Source organism: Nostoc sp. PA-18-2419 (genome assembly GCF_005869855.1).
GTDB lineage: Bacteria > Cyanobacteriota > Cyanobacteriia > Cyanobacteriales > Nostocaceae > Nostoc.
Genome location: NZ_SZNH01000019.1, coordinates 105,235 through 122,646 on the forward strand (window position 1 = coordinate 105,235; position 17,412 = coordinate 122,646).

13 protein-coding genes and 1 tRNA gene are annotated in these 17,412 nt (G+C 41.0%); 5 read left to right on the top strand and 9 right to left on the bottom strand.

Annotated elements, in window-relative coordinates; genetic code table 11:
* Positions 1–112 precede the first annotated feature (112 nt).
* Positions 113–4,132 (top strand): cobaltochelatase subunit CobN, encoded by a 4,020-nt coding sequence (gene cobN, locus FCR06_RS19670; protein WP_138502676.1) that lies wholly within the window; start codon positions 113–115, stop codon positions 4,130–4,132.
* 9 nt (positions 4,133–4,141) lie between these two features.
* Entirely contained in the window at positions 4,142–5,278 is a 1,137-nt protein-coding gene (locus tag FCR06_RS19675; RefSeq protein WP_138502678.1) for a peptidoglycan-binding protein, read from the top strand.
* A gap of 130 nt (positions 5,279–5,408) precedes the next feature.
* Here FCR06_RS19675 and FCR06_RS19680 read toward each other — a convergent pair whose 3' ends face one another.
* From FCR06_RS19680 to lipA, 4 genes are all read right to left on the bottom strand, one after another.
* A complete protein-coding gene (locus tag FCR06_RS19680; RefSeq protein ID WP_138502680.1) occupies positions 5,409–5,864 on the bottom strand; it encodes a Fur family transcriptional regulator in 456 nt (151 codons plus the stop codon).
* A gap of 538 nt (positions 5,865–6,402) precedes the next feature.
* Positions 6,403–7,653, bottom strand: coding sequence for an RNA polymerase sigma factor SigC (gene sigC / locus FCR06_RS19685; protein ID WP_138502682.1), 1,251 nt, complete (start codon positions 7,651–7,653; stop codon positions 6,403–6,405).
* Positions 7,654–8,239: 586 nt separating this feature from the next.
* Positions 8,240–9,169: an NAD(P)H-dependent glycerol-3-phosphate dehydrogenase gene (locus FCR06_RS19690; protein WP_138502684.1), complete on the bottom strand. Its 930-nt coding sequence runs from the start codon at positions 9,167–9,169 to the stop codon at positions 8,240–8,242.
* Between the two features lie 146 nt (positions 9,170–9,315).
* On the bottom strand, positions 9,316–10,188 hold the full coding sequence (gene lipA / locus FCR06_RS19695; RefSeq protein WP_138502686.1) for a lipoyl synthase: 873 nt from the start codon (positions 10,186–10,188) through the stop codon (positions 9,316–9,318).
* A gap of 135 nt (positions 10,189–10,323) precedes the next feature.
* Between lipA and FCR06_RS19700 the strand changes: the two genes are divergently transcribed.
* Together FCR06_RS19700 and FCR06_RS19705 are read left to right on the top strand one after the other, a co-directional pair.
* Positions 10,324–10,397, top strand: a tRNA-Pro gene (locus tag FCR06_RS19700).
* Positions 10,398–11,218: 821 nt separating this feature from the next.
* On the top strand, positions 11,219–11,986 hold the full coding sequence (locus FCR06_RS19705; RefSeq protein WP_138502688.1) for a DsbA family protein: 768 nt from the start codon (positions 11,219–11,221) through the stop codon (positions 11,984–11,986).
* Positions 11,987–12,553: 567 nt separating this feature from the next.
* Here FCR06_RS19705 and FCR06_RS19710 read toward each other — a convergent pair.
* The 3 genes from FCR06_RS19710 to FCR06_RS19720 form a co-directional block, all read right to left on the bottom strand.
* Positions 12,554–13,219: a glutathione S-transferase family protein gene (locus FCR06_RS19710; protein ID WP_138502690.1), complete on the bottom strand. Its 666-nt coding sequence runs from the start codon at positions 13,217–13,219 to the stop codon at positions 12,554–12,556.
* A 43-nt stretch (positions 13,220–13,262) separates the two neighbouring features.
* On the bottom strand, positions 13,263–13,679 hold the full coding sequence (locus tag FCR06_RS19715; RefSeq protein WP_411268011.1) for an acyl-CoA thioesterase: 417 nt from the start codon (positions 13,677–13,679) through the stop codon (positions 13,263–13,265).
* 141 nt (positions 13,680–13,820) lie between these two features.
* Positions 13,821–14,408 carry a TetR/AcrR family transcriptional regulator gene (locus FCR06_RS19720; RefSeq protein WP_138502694.1) on the bottom strand — a complete coding sequence of 196 codons (588 nt, stop codon included), beginning with the start codon at positions 14,406–14,408 and terminating at the stop codon, positions 13,821–13,823.
* A gap of 523 nt (positions 14,409–14,931) precedes the next feature.
* Between FCR06_RS19720 and FCR06_RS19725 the strand changes: the two genes are divergently transcribed.
* Positions 14,932–15,729, top strand: a complete 798-nt coding sequence (locus FCR06_RS19725; protein ID WP_138502696.1) for a sulfite exporter TauE/SafE family protein — start codon at positions 14,932–14,934, stop codon at positions 15,727–15,729.
* A 112-nt stretch (positions 15,730–15,841) separates the two neighbouring features.
* On the opposite strand, the gene FCR06_RS19730 is transcribed toward FCR06_RS19725, so the two are convergent.
* Both FCR06_RS19730 and FCR06_RS19735 read right to left on the bottom strand, forming a co-directional pair.
* Positions 15,842–16,642, bottom strand: coding sequence for an isopentenyl phosphate kinase (locus FCR06_RS19730; protein ID WP_138502698.1), 801 nt, complete (start codon positions 16,640–16,642; stop codon positions 15,842–15,844).
* 69 nt (positions 16,643–16,711) lie between these two features.
* Positions 16,712–17,374, bottom strand: a complete 663-nt coding sequence (locus tag FCR06_RS19735; RefSeq protein ID WP_138502700.1) for a cadmium resistance transporter — start codon at positions 17,372–17,374, stop codon at positions 16,712–16,714.
* Positions 17,375–17,412: the final 38 nt, after the last annotated feature.

Below are 17,412 nucleotides of genomic sequence, written 5' to 3' on the forward strand. Positions count from 1 at the left end.
AAACTCACGGTTAAGAGGAGGTAGTGCGGGGACATAAAGTCTTCGGAATTCTGAATTCTGACTCCTTTTTTATTGTCTATTAACCAACAGCTTAAGACTGTAATACAAGATTATGCATCGTATAAGTGGCATATCGGGCGGATGGGATCAGTCAGAGGGTTTAACTTTTGTAGAACAAACTCCAGCGACCTTGGTGTTGATTACGGCTGCTGATACCGACATTCAAACCTTGGCAACTGCGATTCCAAAATTACCTGCACGCTTTCCGACATTCAGAGTCGCCAACCTGTTGCAATTGCAGCAACAACTAAGTATAGATACTTACGCAGAGCAAGTTTTAGAATTTGCCCAAGTAATAATTCTCCGTCTGTTAGGGGGACGTTCTTACTGGGGTTATGGCTTAGAAGTAGTGCAGGAAATTGTGCAACGTAAGGGTATAACCCTTATTGTAATGCCAGGAGACGACAGTCTAGATCCCAACTTAATCTCCCAGTCTACCTTGCCTTTGGGCATTGTTAACCAGATATGGCAGTATTTTAGCGAAGGCGGGATAGAAAATTTCGTGAATGCTCTGCAATTTATCGCCGACGCTTGCCTTTCGACTGCATATAATCCTTTGCCACCTCAGCGCATTCCGCGTGTGGGATTGTATGAATGGGGAGCCGGGAGATGGGGCATGGGAAGAGGATGGGGAGCAGGGAGCAGGGAGCAGAGGGGAGAAGATCCTCCCCTGCACCCCGCCCCCTGCCCCCATGCTTCTCCCTCATCTTCCCACACTCCCAATCCCCATTACCCCTTATCCCCAGAGGCGGCCCCACCTTCCCCAATTTCCAAAGTTGGCATCCTTTTCTACCGCGCCCATTATTTAGCGGGAAACACCAAGGTAATCGATGCTTTATGCCAAGCTTTGGTACAGAAAAATTTACAACCAGTGCCAGTTTTTGTTTCGTCGTTGCGTGAACCAGATGTTCAGCTTGAGTTGAGTGAATTTTTTCAACCCAAAGAAACTGAACCAATTGCACTGCTACTGAATACCACCAGTTTTTCTCTAGCAAAGTTGGAGAGCGAAACACCCCAAACCGAACTGTGGCAAAAATTAGATGTGCCTGTATTGCAGGTTATTCTTAGTGGCGGGTCAGTTGAACAGTGGGAGTTACAGCTTAAAGGGCTTTCTCCCCGTGATATTGGGATGAATGTAGCCCTACCAGAAGTAGATGGGCGGATTATTACTCGTGCTGTGTCTTTTAAAGCAGTGCAAACTCGTAATTCCGATTTAGAGACAGATGTGGTAGTTTATGAACCAGTGAGCGATCGCATCGAGTTCGTTGCTCAACTAGCAGCAAATTGGGTGCGTCTGCGTTCTAAACCACCCCAAGAGCGGCGAATTGCCCTAATTTTGGCAAACTACCCCAACCGCAATGGACGCCTAGCTAATGGTGTGGGACTCGATACCCCAGCTAGTTGTGTAGAAATCCTCCAAGCTTTACATCAGGCTGGCTATCAAGTAGAAAATCCACCTGCTCAAGGAGATGAGTTGATTCAACGGCTAACATCTGGCGTAACCAACGATCCGGAAAGTCGAGAATGGCGTCCGGCGCAGCAAAGTGTCTCTTGGAGAGAGTATCAAGAGTATTTCGCTTGTTTGCCGCCAGCAGTGCAGCAGGGTATTAGTGAACGTTGGGGAGTGGGAGACCAGGAGAGCAATCAAGAATTCTTCCCCTGTGCCCCTGTGCCCCTCTGCTCCTCTGCCTCTATCCCCGTTCCCGGAATTCAACTCGGCAATATCTTCGTGGGAATTCAGCCGTCAAGGGGTTATGATAATGACCCCAGTTTGAATTATCATGCACCGGACTTAGAACCAACCCATGCTTATTTAGCTTTTTACTATTGGGTTAGAGAATGTTTTGCTGCTGATGCTGTAGTTCATGTGGGCAAACACGGAAACTTAGAATGGCTACCCGGTAAAAGTGTGGCTTTATCGAGCAATTGTTACCCAGAAGTCGCTTTCGGTGCCCTTCCCCACTTGTACCCGTTTATTGTCAATGACCCTGGTGAAGGTTCTCAAGCCAAACGTCGCGCTCAAGCAGTGATTATAGACCACCTGACGCCACCGATGACTCGTGCAGAACTCTACGGTTCTTTGCAACAGCTGGAAAATTTAATTGATGAGTATTATGAAGCAGAAAGCTTAGATCCTTCCCGTTTGCCAGCGATTCGCGATCGCATTCGCGAACTAACTCTTAAAGAAAATTTGCATCTGGATTTAGGAATTCAAAACGAAGAAATTTTGAATTCAGAATTTTTAATTTTGAATTCTTTAGATGGTTATCTTTGTGAACTCAAAGAAGCTCAAATCCGCGATGGCTTGCACATTTTTGGGCAATGTCCTCAAGGACAGCAATTAAGAGATTTAATAGTAGCGATCGCTCGCATACCCAATCGCTATTCTTTAGGCATTACCCGTGCCATAGCTGAAGATTGGGGTTTAGACTTCGACCCCCTGACAGCAGACTTGTCTATGACTAGCGGTCAATATTCAGTAGTCAATAGCACAGAATGTCGCACTATCGGTGATATTGTTGAAGTCCTAGAACAACACGCTGCCCTTTTAGTAGAACAACTTATAAACCAGAATTCAGAATTCAGAATTCAGAATTCAGCACTCCCGACTCCCGACTCCCCACTCACCACTACCTTGGACTGGATACGCGATCGCCTACTTCCAACTTTACAACAAACCCACGAAGAGATTACCCATTTATTACACGGACTTGATGGCGGGTACGTAAAGAGCGCTCCATCTGGCGCACCCACCCGCGGACGCCCGGAAGTTCTACCAACGGGGAGAAACTTTTATTCCGTGGATATTCGCGCCATTCCCACAGAGACAGCTTGGGATATCGGTAGAAAAGCCGCTGAAACTCTGATTGAATATTACACTCAAGAACATGGTGAGTATCCAAAAACACTAGGCTTATCATTGTGGGGAACTGCCACCATGAGAACTGGAGGTGATGATATTGCCGAGGCTTTGGCTTTACTGGGAGTAAGACCCGTGTGGGATGGTGCAGCACGGCGAGTCGTGGATTTTGAAATTTTACCCTTGGCAGTTTTAGGGCGTCCCCGTGTAGATGTTACCTTGCGAATTTCCGGATTCTTCCGCGATGCTTTTCCCAATTTAATTGATTTATTCGCTCAAGCAGTGACAGCGGTGGCAAACTTAGATGAACCCCCAGAACAGAACCCTTTGGCCGTTGCAGTTCGCCAAGAGACTGATTTGTGGACTCAACAAGGTTTAACTTTAGAAGCAGCAAAAATGCGATCGCTTTATCGTATCTTTGGTTCTCGTCCAGGTGCTTATGGTGCCGGACTCCAAGGTCTAATAGAATCGCAAAATTGGACAGATGACCAAGATTTAGCCCGCGCCTACATTAACTGGAGTTCTTACGCCTACTCCTCGGCAGGGGGAGCAGGGGAGCAGGGAGCAGGGAGCAGAGGAGACAAAATTACTTCCCCCAGCCCCCAGCAAAGAGCCCCTCTGCCTCTTAACCCCACTCCCGAAATCTTCGAGCAACGCTTAGCCCAAATGCAAGTTGTACTCCACAATCAAGACAACCGCGAACACGACCTGCTCGATTCTGATGATTATTACCAATTCCAGGGTGGCTTAACAGTTGCAGTGCGTTCTCTACAAGGAAAAAATCCCCAAACCTATTTTGGGGATCATTCTATACCTACCCAACCGCGAATCCGCCAATTAAGAGAAGAAATTGCACGGGTGTATCGTTCTCGCGTAATTAATCCTAAGTGGATTGCGGGAGTCATGCGTCACGGTTATAAAGGTGCTTTTGAAATGGCGGCGACGGTGGATTATTTATTTGCCTACGATGCTACAACTAAATGTGTCGAAGATTATATGTATCAAGGCATCGTGCAAGCTTATTTACTCGATCCAGTTGTCTTGGAATTTATTGAGGAAAAGAACCCTTATGCACTGCGTGATATTGCTGAAAGATTAATCGAAGCACACAAGCGCAATTTATGGCAGGATGTAAATATAGGAACATTAGAAATTTTGAGAAACCTAGTACATCAAGCTGAAGCAGTTATCGAAGAAAAATCAATGGTGTAGGAAAAAAATATGGAGAATCTTGCGTATTTACACCTAGCTAATGCTTATGAAGACGGCACACCCAGTGAATTGATTTCGCTCAGTTGTTTGTTAAACAAAGCAACTGCACCAGACTGGAACCGGCTTTCTGGAAAGGCTTGGAAGTATATGCTGCCCCTTGTTTTATCTTTGTCTATTCTCAGTGCTGTCAGCAGCGTCATGGCACTAGAAAAAGGCGATCAAGGGCCTTCTGTCAGAAATTTACAACAAAAGTTAAAATCAGCAGGTTTTTATCAAGCTCCTATCACTCAAGTATATGATACATCCACGGAAGAATCTGTGCGGCGCTTCCAAAAAGCTGCTGATATACAAGTAAACGGTGTTGTCGGAGCAACCACCCTGGAAAAATTAGAAAAATGGCAACCGAAAAAGCCGAGTAATACAACTGCACAAGCTAAAAAAACGACTACGACTACACAAGCTAAAAAAACCAGCACTACAACCGTAGCTAGTTCGGCAACTAATCAACGCCATAATTCCAACTATTTGATGAAGGGAGATGAAGGGCAAGACGTAAAGGTTTTGCAAGAACGCTTAAGAGTTGCAGGCTTCTATTACGGGAACAGCACAGGAATATTTGGCCCGATTACTGAAGAAGCTGTTAGGCGCTTTCAAGATTCTTACAACTTAAGCGTTGATGGAATTGTTGGCCCGGCAACATCACGTAAATTGCCGCCAGTTGGCGTCGGTGATGGAGAAGAAACTCCTAAAAAAGTAGCAGATCGAGATAAACTCCGCCTTGGCGATCGCGGCGAGCCAGTTAGAATTGTTCAAGAACAATTAATTCAGGCAGGATATTTAGAGGGAGAGCCAAATGGCTACTATGGTCCCTACACTGCGGATGCTGTCAAGAGATTTCAGTCAGCTAATTTCTTGAGTGCAAGTGGCGTTGCTGGCCCAACTACTAGAGCTAAATTATATGGCTCAATAAATACTGCCTCTAAAAGCGACTTTAGTGTTCTGGAAATTCAAACGCGACTACGGGAGCGAGGTTTTTATAAAGGCAAGCTCAACGGTGTGATGGCAGATGACACCAAAAAAGCAATCAAGCAAGCCCAAGAATTTTACGGCATTAGTCTTAAGGATCTTAAGAGCGGACGCTTTTAGCATCCGCTTTGGTGTTGTTAGTATCAGTCCTCAACTGGTTGCTTGCCTCCAGTAACAGCAAATTACGAACTGCTCAAAATTCGACTAACTTGGTTAATTTGAGTAGTTTCGTTTTTTATATACCCAAGTTCTAGAGCGGCATCAGCGCTCGTTGGCACTTGGGACACACTGCATGGATAGTCATTTGACAATCAAGTAAGTGAAAACCTTCTTTTTGAGCAGTTTTCCCCCCAATTTTTAAAATTGAGTCATTTTTAAACTCAATGGTTGAGTTACACCTGACACAAATTAGGTGATGGTGATGATGGGGATAGGGTTGGTTGAGTTCATAATGTTTATGTCCCTCGCCCAATTCTAATTCCCGTAGAATTCCCATTCTCGCCATCAACTTTAAACTCCGATAAATAGTTGACAGACTGATCCCTTTACCATCAGTTTCTAAACGATGATAAAGATCTTCCGCACTCAAATGTTCACCTTGTGGAAGTTCTTGAAAAATGTGTAAAATTGTTTCGCGCTGGGGAGTTAAACGCCAGCCTCGCTCGTTCAGTTCTGCCTTGAGTGAAGTAGTTGTGTAGACAGTCATAGCTAATATTTCTCAACTAACACGCTTTGTTGAGAATATAACAAATCTTTGGAGCAATTTGCAACAATCATTACCTATTGAGAATATTTACTAAATGCTCGAAAAATGTTGATCAAAAGTCAGCTAACAGTCGATCCCCAGCTTCAAGATATTCGGAGCAAAGATCTGGGGAAAACTCTACTATAACTGGTGCAAATTATTTGCTATAAGGCTTGAAGAAGTTTTGTTGCAATTTGTAATTCAATACACCACAGTACAGTACCACATCTGTGCTACCCTACAATAATTTAATTTTCTTTTCATGTCTATTTCATTTAATTGAAAACCACTGTCTATCTAGGGAGCAAATACAGTCATTTGTTCATAATCATTTGCCAGGTAAGTTTTCAAATAAAACGCAAAATCTGAACGGAGGAAACCTCCGCTCAGACGCCACTTAACTACCATACGGGTTCTCCAAAGGAGTACAAACTAAAACGCCCGTCCAAACATAGTGGCTCAACTTTCTCACAAATGACTAATGACAAATTACCATTGGCTAACTTAGAGACTCCAAATAATCGCGGATGAGGTTACGGCGTTTGGGTTGGCGTAACTTTTGCAAAGCCTTAGATTCAATTTGTCTTACTCGTTCCCGCGATAAGTCAAGAGCGCGTCCAATTTCTGCTAAAGAGTAGGGATGACCATCAGCCAAACCAAATCGCATCAAAATTACGTCGCGTTCCCGGCTAGTCAAATCTGATAGAAGATGATGCAAGTCTTTTTGTAAAGATTCTCGCATTAACATCTCTTCTGGAGTCACATTGTCAGTCTCGAGTAATTCTCCTAACTCAGTGTCTTTATCCTTTCCTACCTTGGTTTCCAAAGAGACGGAGCGAGGAACCCGCAACAAAACTTCCCGAACTTGTGCGGGTGTCATTTCTAACTCAGTGGCTAAATCCTCTAAAGTTGGGGTGCGACCTTTTTCTTGAGCAATTTTGCGTTGGGCTTTTTTGATTTTGTTTAACTTTTCAGTAATATGAACAGGTAGGCGAATGGTGCGACTAGAAGTAGCGATCGCCCGTGTAATTCCCTGACGAATCCACCAGTAAGCATAGGTACTGAAGCGATAACCCTTTGTTGGGTCAAATTTCTCTACAGCCCTCTCTAAACCTAAAGTACCTTCTTGGACTAAATCCAACAATTCCAAACCACGATTTTGATACTTCTTAGCAACAGACACAACCAGGCGAAGATTAGCCTTAATCATGTGTTCTTTTGCCTGGAGTCCTTGGGATTGAATTTGCTCCAACTCTTCCACAGTCAACTTGGCGATTTCAGCCCAGCGACGTTTGCCATCTGCCAAAATCGGTCTAAGATTTGATACAACGACACCAGCAGTAGCAGCCCACCTTTCCAAAGACGGGCGATGTCCTAGTTCCGAGGTCAGACGCTCTTGAACTTCAATTAACCTTAGATAAGGCGAAATTACCTCATCTCCTTGCTTTGCAGCATTAGCAAGCACTATCCGCATCCGCAAATAACGCTGAACTTTTTGAGCTTCTGAAACCTCTTCATCCCGCCCCAACAACCTAACCCGGCCAATTTCCTGAAGATATAAACGTACAAGATCTGTACTACGGCGGTTAGCGTTAGCAGCAAAGTTAGTATGGTCAACAGAAGCCATTTCTAACTCCTGTAGATCGTCTACTGATAACTCACTTTCATCAACTGTGAGATCCGAGTCCAAAACCTGGCGGGACTTTTGGGTATTGTAGGCGGCATCTGCATAAAAAGATGTTGCTGGCATAAAGCGTCTCAATGGCTCCAGGTAACAATAGATTAGGGTCAGCTAAGATTACGGTCAGCTATTCAACTGTTGCTATTGTTCCCGTGATTCACGAGGAACTAACACGGTAGAGAATTCCATTACAATTTTTTTATAAATTTAATGGAATAGTTTTATTAGATACAGTATTACTGAACTTTATCGGCTACTAAGCTTCTGATTGAACCAATAGCTATTCAAATCCGCAGCTAGGCTTTCAATATCTAAACTATTTACTTAAGATTTCAATTTTGATGATTTTTGATAGTTATTTTTGTAACATTGTATAAACATAATTCAGTGAATATTTGGTTTATAATTGTCATAGTCACATTTACATGGGTACGAAAGTAATATCCTGACGATTTAACAATTTTTTCTCAGGATTATTTGGGAATAAGTTTAACTAATAGGTCGAACAAAAGTGATTAGTAGCGCTAGGGTAGTCAGATGCGGGGAGGGCAGACGTAAAGAGTAGGAGACGCAGCCAGGCAAAGAGTGTTTGTGATAAATTAAGAGCGCCTCCATTTCCTATTTCCCCACGTCTTTGTGTCCCCGCATCCGACTACTAGTAGTTATACTCAGGCTTGATATCTCGTAGCATTAGTTCATCAAGTGCTTGTCGGGGTGTGATATTACCCTGAAGTAAGCGATAAACTTGCTCGGTAATTGGCACAGCAATGTTTTGTTGATTAGCTCGTTGTATCAAAACCCGACAAGTGTTAACTCCTTCAGCGGTTCCTTGTAAATTTGCCAGAATTTCTGTAAGTGTCTTACCGCCAGCTAGCTGGTAACCGACTTGGTAGTTGCGACTTAAGGGACTATTGCACGTTGCTAACAGATCTCCTAGACCCGATAAACCATAAAATGTTTCCGTCTTTGCGCCCCAGTGATTACCGACGCGAATTATTTCTGTAAGTCCACGGGTGACTAAAGCAGCTTTGGCATTGGTTCCTAGTTGTAAACCATCGCATACACCAGCGGCGATCGCAATGACATTTTTCAGAGTTCCCCCCAGTTCGACACCCAGAGGATCGGGATTGGTATATACCCGGAAACGATAGGAAGAAAATACTAACTGCACTAGTTCGGTAGCCGTGGGAATATTACTGGCGACCACCGTTGCTGCTGGTAATTGTTGTTCAATTTCTTGAGATAAATTCGGCCCTGAGAGAACAACTACTGCATGGTTAGGGAATATTGTTTGCCAAATTTGCGAAGGCGTACAGGTCGTTTGGGGGTCTAAGCCTTTTGTAGCTGTGATAAAAATTGTTTGCTGAGAAACAGGGAAAGAGTGGACTTGAGAAGCAACATCCCTGACACCTGTCATGGAGATAGCTGACAGGATTATGTGGACATCTTTTACTACTGCTTCGAGAGTTTGCGAACCGTGACGCGACCACAAGCGCACCTGATGACCATTGGCTGCTGCTAGATTTGCCAGCGCCATACCCCAAGCACCTGCACCCAGAATTGCAACCGATTTTGGATTAGTCATTACTCAAGAGACTCCATGAGTTGCGCCCATAAGGAAAGATGAAAATTTTTCTTTCCCACTTCCCATTACCATACAGACGCGATGAATCGCGTCTCTACAAACTCCCCATTTTTCCATCTCTTCACTCACCAATCTCAAATCTCAAATTAACTGCGGGGATAACGTTCCATTAATTTCTTGACTTGTTCTGCATGATATGAGCTTCTTGTCAATGGTGAAGAAACTACCTGTAAAAATCCTAGTTCTTCGCCGAATGCCTTCCAAGCTGCAAATTTTTCTGGGCGAATAAATTCATTTACTTTCAGGTGTTTTTGACTGGGTTGAAGATATTGCCCAATTGTTAAAATGTCGCAATCTACAGTTCGTAAGTCTTGGATGACTTGGCGGATTTCTTCGTCAGTTTCACCGAGTCCAACCATGATACCGGATTTAGTGTAGGTGCTACGAGAAAGTTGGCGAGTTCGCTGCAATAATTCTAATGTGCGATCATAGTTTCCTTGGGGACGTACCCGACGATACAACCGCGGGACAGTTTCCGTATTATGGTTTAACACCTCTGGCGCAGCTTGGAGAATCAACTCTAAAGCATCCCAATTACCGCACAAGTCAGGAATTAATACTTCAATTGTGGTGTTGGGTGAGACGGTACGAACTGCATCAATACACCCCACAAATTGAGCTGCACCACCATCTGGCAAATCATCCCGGTTGACGGAAGTGATGACCACATGATTAAGTTTCATCCGGCGAACAGCTTCCGCTAATCGTGCAGGCTCGGTGGGGTCTAGGGCTTTGGGTTTTTTCTCAAAATCAATATCGCAGTAGGGACAAGCGCGTGTACAAGCCGGGCCCATAATCAAAAACGTAGCAGTCCCAGCGTTAAAGCATTCACCAATATTCGGACAGGATGCTTCCTCACAAACTGTATTGAGGGCTAAATCCCGCAAAATGTCTTTAACGTTACCGATGCGCTCACGCCCAGGTGCTTTCACCCGCAACCAGTCTGGTTTTACAGTCACAATCCGCTTTGACCACTAAAGTTATACAAATTTAATCGTAGCAAGCAAAGCTTGTGGTGAAATGATTATATATAGATGTAATTTTGTCATTTGGGACGGGTTGTGATATTTTGGATTAATAATGTCATTTTTTGGCGGGATGTAGCGCAGCTTGGTAGCGCACTTCGTTCGGGACGAAGGGGCCGCTGGTTCGAATCCAGTCATCCCGATTTGTTGTTATGAATTAATCAAAATTTGGAAATCAATAATTTTGATAAAACGACAACTAAAATGTTACTATTTTAAATAGCGACATTTAATTTGTTAAAAACTTTTCAAAGTTAAATGGAAGTCAAAAAGGCTATAATCATTGTGCAATGAAGATTATAGCCTTTAGTCTTTTGATGACACTAATTTGTTAAGACGACATTTAATTTGTTGACCGACAGTTGTACATTCGCAAATTAGTGTCGTTGTTCGCACGTTCATGTCAATTTTTGTGTTTCTTATAAGCAATTTAGGCGTTGCTGATTGCGGTATGAAAAATGTGTATATCATGCTGAATGGAGCAAAGCGAAATGAAGCATCTATCAAGATTCTTCGTTGCACTCAGAATGACAAATCATACTTGATTCAGCAACGCCGCAATTTAATTATCCTAAGTTTTCGCAAATATTATCGTTAATTTGATGAAGTAAGTTTACTTCACTAAGTTTCTAAATATAATTCCAAAGCTCATAAGGCTCCCGAACGAAGAGCGCCTTTGAACCCTCCTATTTAAAAATATATCTGTGAAAGTATAACAAAGACTGCAATGCTTAATTCGTTATCTACACGTCACGTAGATTAGTTGATAGACAAAAGCGATCGCCTTTTGTGGAACCCCATCAATGAGGTTACTTAGATGATTGTACAAAAAGAGTTCGATAATCAGAGCTCGGCTCAATCAGAGTTTGTGCGGTCTTCTATGTTTAGAGATTAGCTTAACCGGCTGTAAATTGACACATGTGTGGCAATACTAAGAGAATGTTGATTTTTTTACAGTCTTTGTATGACTACATTCTTTAGTTGGTTTAGACAATTACTTCAATATCTGCGTATATTGGCAGCAATAGGTATGCTATGTTTACTTCTCACTTGTTCACTTCCTGCACAAGCTGCTAGCGGCATCGATCCTAAGTTAGAACAGCAAGTATTACAAATTATCCGCGAACATCCAGAGGCAATTATCGAATCTGTTCAAGTGTATCAGCAGCAACAACAACAAAAACTAAATCAAGTGCGGCAAGGATTTTTACAGAATTTAAAAACAAATCCTCAAGCAGTGATTGGTGATTCTCCAACCATAGGTTCAACTCAATCAAAAATTCTACTGCTGGAATTCTCAGATTTTCAATGTCCTTACTGTGCTGAGGCGCATAAAACCTTAAAACAATTGTTAGCAAAATACCAAGATAAGGTAACATTAATTTACAAGAATCTCCCGCTAACTTCAATTCATTCTCAAGCATTGCCAGCGGCAACAGCAGCTTGGGCAGCATATCAGCAGGGTAAATTTTGGGAATATCATGATGCCCTATTTACTAATCAAAAGCAACTGGGTGAGAAATTGTATTTAGATATTGCTAAAAATCTCAATTTGGATTTAGAAAAATTTAAACGCCAGCGAACTATTGCCATTCCTGCGATTAAAAAAGATATCGATTTAGCTGAAAAACTAGCTATTTCTGGCACACCTTTTTTCATAATTAATAGTCCAACTGTTTCAGGTGTAGTGGAGCTATCAGATATCGAAAAAATATTGGCTGATACTAAGTAGATTGGTCTATTTGGTAATCAGTTAACATTGATAATGGTAATTCTGTTTAGTCATTAGTACGTAATAACTGAGAATTCAAAATTAATCAAGTTTAGATACTCAAAGATAAGTTGAACCAAATCAAGCAGGTATATAATCATTGATTTTTTAACTATTTTGAACTTGCATTACTTAATTTGGAGAGACACGCCAATTCGTTCACTTGGGGAAACCAAGGTCGCACTGGCTCCTCCTGACTCCTGAATTATTACATTAATACTAATGACTTAACAGTAATAAACTGGATATATATACTGAGTAACTATGCTATCTCTATAGTATTTGTTTAGATATATACTTAATTATTTAATATAAATTTGCATCTTTAGTTAGAGGTTTAATACATCAGTAAACTGTTGTACTTGAAGCAAGTGTAAGGAGTAGCTATATGAGGAGTAAGGAGGAGAGATTTTCCTCACTCCTCATGTTCTTAAAGATATGATAATCTTTCTGAGTTATACTAAATTGAGGACTAAAACACTGTAATTACTTTCTGCTATTTTTCCTCAAAAAATCGTGCATAACTTGTTATTTGTTTTGATTGGCTTTATTTGTATGCAACCTCACTAAAGCTCTAACTCGCTCTTTAAATAGTTCAAATTCTTCACTACTCAATTTGGTTTTCTGCCATGCTGGACGTTGTATCAAGCGCTCAGACCATTCCTCTAATCTGGGGTAATCACTAAGATTAACACCTAAACTAGGTAATGAAAGTATACTTATTCCTGCAACGATATCTGCTAAAGTTAACTGTTCGTTACCAAAAAAAGAGCAATCGCCAAGCACTTGGGTAAAAAATTGCAGTACCTTAGCTATATGCTGTTTTGCTAGTACAGCTTGTGGCGAATCTTCACTTTCATAAATTAGTGAAATGATTTGTGGAAATAATTCATTACCAGCAACTAATTGCACCATCCTCACTTTAGCTAATACTTGAGGTTCAGAAGGTAGCATCGCAGGTGTAGGATATTTCGCTTCTAAATAGTCCATAATTGCCAAGGATTCCACAACTCGAAAACCATCATCTACGACAACCGGAATATGATGAAAGGGGTTAATTGTCACAAACTCTTCTTGGAGTTGATCGCCATCTAACTTTATCAAAACTGGTTCAAAGTCAATTTCTTTTTCTAGTAAAGTGAGCCATACACGACGAGTATTTGGCGAAAGAGGATTATAGTAAAATTTCAACATTTTGAATCCTTAATCAATAAAATAATTTTGACATTTCAATCTACTAAGTTATTTGATGATAATGAAAATATTTCTTTTGCAATTCTTCTGGAATTTTAATCAGACGACCATTTTGTAAACTAATAAAAGCACCTTTTTGGATAGCTACTGCTGCTAACTCATTGTTAGATAAAATTTCTGCTTTCACAGTCCACTTCAAACGTCCTAAATTACTTAACCATAAATGTCCAATCACGCGATCGCTAATCTTTATCGGACGTTTATATTCAATTTCAGTTCCAGCTAAAACAGGTGCATATCGTTGCTCAAGCTGTTGACTGAGTTGCCAATGTTCATCTAAAAATTTTAAACGTAAATCTTCTAGCCATCTGATATAAACAATGTTGCTAACAATTCCCACAAAGTCGATGTCATATGTCCTTACAGGAATAGCCAATACTACCTCTAATGGTCTGTGCATGTCATTTATTATCATGATTTGTCCTGAAAAACTAATTTTAAAGACCGATTGGTCTCTAAATAGCCAAAATAATTACTCTAAGATAAATTGCGCTCAGATTTTTAGTCTAGATAACTACAACAATTTCAAAATTTTATATGTTTAAAGGTGAGTTTCTAAATATTGATTCAGGTGATTAATTACTATGTGCATGTGAATTGAATCACCATAAAGCTTGCTCATCATAATGGCTCCTTCCAAGGTTGCAATGATGATAGTAGCAATTTCATCAGCGTTCACATCAGGACGAATTTCACCTTTTGCAATTCCTGTTTGAATAATTCTACCAATCAGATTCAGCCAAGAGTTCATTGCTTGTTGAGCGCGATCGCGCAATGCTGGATGAGCATCATCACTCTCAACAGCAGTGTTGAGCAATGGACATCCTCCCTTGATTGGTGGATTTTCTGCAAAACTGCTAAAGACTCCAATGATTGCTTGCAGACGTTCCACTGCATGGCGTTTGTTTCGCAACGCAGATCTAGTATGCTGTTGGATACAGGCGATCGCAAACTCAAAAGCCTGTAGCGCTAGATCGTCTTTGCTTTGGAAGTGATTGTAAATTCCTCCTTTTTGCAATCCAGTGACACGCATGATGTCTGACATCGATGAGCCTGCATACCCCTGTTGGTTAAACAGTTCGGCTGCTTGCTGGAGAATTCTGCTTTTTGTTTCTTTACCTTTGGACATTAAGTTATTTGAGACCTTTTGGTCTGAATTAAAGTAGCATTAAATTTTATAAAAATCAAGTATTTCTCAATCCAAAGTATCGAGGATTGGGGATTCTGACTTTTCACAGGAAGTCCTTAGCCTCTTGTTATAGCAGGAGGCAGGGGATAGGGTGTAGGGAAAACAAGAAAGTCTTACTACACCCCACACCCTCGCTCCTTTACCACATACCATGAAAAATCAGTTGGGGATTAGCTTAGAAAAACTTTTCTCTAGTCCCCAATCCCCACTGCGTATACAAAGCGAATACAGTAGACGTTTAATCATAATTACGATTAAAATACGGTAAGCTAGTCGGATTACCGTTTTTTATGTGTAATACTGCAAAAAAATTAGTTAGGAGTAGTAATTCAGCAATCAGCGAACCAGAACAGTTATCAATACTTTCTTTAGAGATTTAAACCCCAAAGAAAGTCTCCTCACTCATAAGACGACTTTGAACGTGCAGATACTTGATAGCTGATTGTTGAAATTCCCGAAGAATATGCACTATCTATCACTACCATTTTTAAGCTTCTTCGTTGGCATCATTGTTGGTTTAACGGGAATTGGCGGAGCTTCTCTGATCACCCCAATGTTAATTTTTGTCTTTCAAGTTCCGCCTTCTATTGCTGTGAGTTCTGATGTTGTGGCTGCGACATTGATGAAGATTGTCGGTAGCGTCAAGCATTGTCAACAGAAAACCCTTGACACCGAAGTTGTCAAATGGCTCGCCTTTGGAAGTGTTCCAGGCTCATTGTTTGGGGTAGGAATTTTGCACTTTATTAAGCGCACCGGCGAGTATAACCTAGATAGCATTTTGCTTCGTTTGCTTGGGGTGATGATTCTACTAGTCACCTTGTTAGCATTAATACAATTATTGTTGTTGACTTTTTTCCCTAAGTTTAATTTACCCGAACTACCAAAATTAAACTTAGAAACTAACTTTGGCCGTTTGAAAACAATGACTTTGGGAGCAATTTTGGGCTGCTTAGTTGGTTTAACAAGTGTCTCCTCAGGTTCAATGTTTGCGCTACTAATGATTGCATTTTTCCGTCTTGATGCGCGTAAGTTAGTGGGTACAGATATTTCCCACGCAGCCATTTTATTACTGTTTACCTCCCTTGGACACCTCAGCCTGGGAACAGTTGATTGGAGTGTGGTAGTGCCTATATGGTTAGGTTCTATTCCAGGAGTATTAGTAGGTGCTAAAGTTTGCCAACTAGCTCCGCAACGCCCACTACGGTTTATTATTTATGCAATCTTGATGATGGTGAGTTGGAAATTAGTTCATCAAGTTTAAAAAGTAAAAAGAACGCTTTCCCTAAAAGGGCTTTCATCGACTTACAGATTGTACAAGGTGAGACTGAAATAGAGCGATCGCCAGTTTTGATTCAGCTGACACAACTATTTAGTTAAACTGCGCGAATCAAAGTACCTTGAGTTGGCGCTCCAGAAACAGCTTTGACTAAATTGCCAGGAATATTCCCATCAATTATCCAACAATCAATTCCTAAACTGGAAATAGCTAAAAACTCCTCAACTTTTTTAGCCATTCCGCCAGTCACATCTACTGATTCACTTTTACTCAAAAAAGGTTGTATGTGAGAATAGTTGGCTTGAGTAATATTAGAAAATACCTGTCCATCTTGGTCATGCACACCTGGATAATTCCCGGCATTGATTAGTCGAACTTCAAACTTATGTTGAAGATAAAAATATTTAGCTAATTCTGCAAGCATTGTATCTGTGGAGAGTATAGTACCACCAATGGCTTTATCTAAAACAACATCACCARAAACTAAAGGAATCAAACCTGCTTGTAGACTATTTTCTATTGCCCAAAAGTTACTCGTTAATAGTTTTTTGTTGTCAGTTATTACCATCGTCAGAGGTGATAGGCTGACCACTGGCAAACTCGCTTGTAAAAAAAATTTAGCTAAGAGTAAATTTAAATCTAAAGCATCTTGGTGGACTAAGCAAAACCCCAACTTTTCTTCCTCACAGAAAAAACCATCTATTGTATTGTATTTCTGAGCTGATTGGTGAGCGAAAGAACCAGCACCGTTGCCTATAATCAATTTCAGATTAGGATTTTCATGTCTAATTATGCTCACTTCCTCAACCAGTTGTGACATAATTTCTGGTCGAGTAGTATAAGGTTTATCCTTATCAGTAATTAAGGAACCTCCGAGTTTGATTAATACTAGCTCCATAATCAAATCTTAAATAAGAGAAGATAAATACTTTTAGCAAGCTTATTAGTGTTCACTGATAATTGTTGATTAGCCTTTCAGCCACGGTAATAGTCTGAATGTACCTCGTTCATAAATAATAAACAGACCCAAGCCAATTAATACAAAAGGTACCACAGCCTTGCCGTAGCGACTTAAAATATTTGCGATGGTAGGTTGACGACTTAACAAATAAGCGATCGCACACCACACCCCTACCATGATAAAAAATATACCCAGAATTAAAACCAAGCTCTTAAGATCATGACCAGCGAATAGGGGGATATATATACTAATATTGTCACCGCCGTTAGCAATGGTTACTGCTGCGACTTTATAAGTTTGGGGATGTAAAATACTCAAAATCAAAGATAATACAGGATTAGTAGGTGTAAACTGTCTAAAATCAGTGCTTACTGTTTGAACTGTTATATTTTCTTCTTTTTTAGATAATAATTGCTGAACACCAATTGCTATTGGTAGCAGTCCTAGCAATCCTATCCATTCTCGCTTTATCGCTAAGCCGCCAAAAAATCCTGGTAAGCTAGCGATGATAATAGCTGTAAAACCTAAGTATTGACCGAGTAAGATATGCCGCCGCCGAAAATTAACATCTACCTGTGAGAAAAATACTAATAAGATAATGATGTCATCAATATTGGTGGCACTGAAGGCAATGATTCCTTCAGTTAAAGCTGTTGTAAGCTTACTCATGCTGGATGCAAATAACACACATATCACTATACCAAGTT